Origin of the sequence: Hydrogenispora ethanolica, from assembly GCF_004340685.1 — a bacterium.
Lineage (GTDB): Bacteria > Bacillota > UBA4882 > UBA8346 > UBA8346 > Hydrogenispora > Hydrogenispora ethanolica.
Window position 1 is genome coordinate 1 of record NZ_SLUN01000096.1, and the last position, 1,271, is coordinate 1,271.

A 1,271-nucleotide genomic window follows, 5' to 3' on the forward strand; every position below is an offset into this window, starting at 1 on the left:
TACCGGTGGGTTAACAAGTGGAACCATGTCGGTACTAATGGGTGGAGATTTTTGGGATGGGGCCGGAACTGGAGCTATAAGTGGAGGAGTAAGCGGGTGGCTAAATAATATATTTCCAAAAGTTGATTCCCTAAAACCTGAAAGTAAGTTTTTAGCCCCCATAAGAAGTTGGTTTATAAACTCACTTGGTGTATTAGCAAGCGGTAAAAAAATATCGGGTAAACAAATTTTAGGTTCTACTATTTCATCGATACTGAATAGCACCTTAGTATTTGATTCGAAAGATAAAGATTATGTTAAAGAGCTTAAAGCATTAGGAATTGAAATCGAAGGAGATGTAGTTCGTGTTGAAAAAACACAAACTATGGAAGATGGAGTGGTTACTACTAAGTTTGAAATATATGTAAACAAGGATTTGAGTTCATCTTCTTTGGAACTAGATAAAGATATTAAGTCTAAAAACATGAAAGACATTGTTATGAAACAAAGTTTATCGGTTGAAACAAATAATGCAGTAATAATAATGAATGTTTCGGTTAAATCAACTGGTGCATTAACTGTAGATGTACGGTTGGGATTTGAGAACAAATATCTTACAGCACCTTATGTCAAAGTGAATGAGAAATTTGATGGGATTTATTCAAGAGATACTACACCAGGTATTGAGTCAGTTCCGCATATGTGGCGAAGATATCAATGGGATACTACTATTACGAAAGATCATGCCAATTTAGCGGCAGGAATCATTTATCGTCCCATAGCTGAGCCGACAGGAAATTGGGCTTGGAGTGACGAAGTATATGTAAAAATAAATTTATCTCAGTATTTAAAGTGAGGTTAATTATATGAAAAAAATATTGTTAATTATTATTACAATTCTAACAAGTGGTTTTTTTATAAGTTATAGTTACTCACAAGGGAAAATTGCTACCTCAATTTATGAAACCTATTTTAAAAATATAGTTCGAATTAGTATTATTAAAGCTGCCCCAAGTAGCAATGAAGACATTGCCAACATTGAACAACTTGATATTATTAAAAATGAAATGAAGAATATTGTTATTTTAAAAGAATATACTAATAACCCTAATTATGGAGGGACTTTTAAAAACGAAAATTTTCGGTTGATGTATATATTTGTTAAAATAGGAGAGAAAAAGCATAAAGCCATAGAGTTATTATATTCTACCCACGATGCTGTTATGATAGCACGTGAAGACGATATATTTCCAGATAAAAAACCTCAAAAATTCGGAGAAAAAATAGCGGTG

General features: G+C 32.5%; 2 protein-coding genes. Both read left to right on the top strand.

From position 1 onward, the window contains the following. Positions 1-835: hypothetical protein (locus EDC14_RS26440; protein ID WP_207930802.1), on the top strand; the 835-nt coding region annotated here is incomplete at its 5' end. A gap of 10 nt (positions 836-845) precedes the next feature. Then, the coding region (locus EDC14_RS26445; protein WP_132018438.1) for a hypothetical protein at positions 846-1,271 on the top strand (426 nt) is incomplete at its 3' end.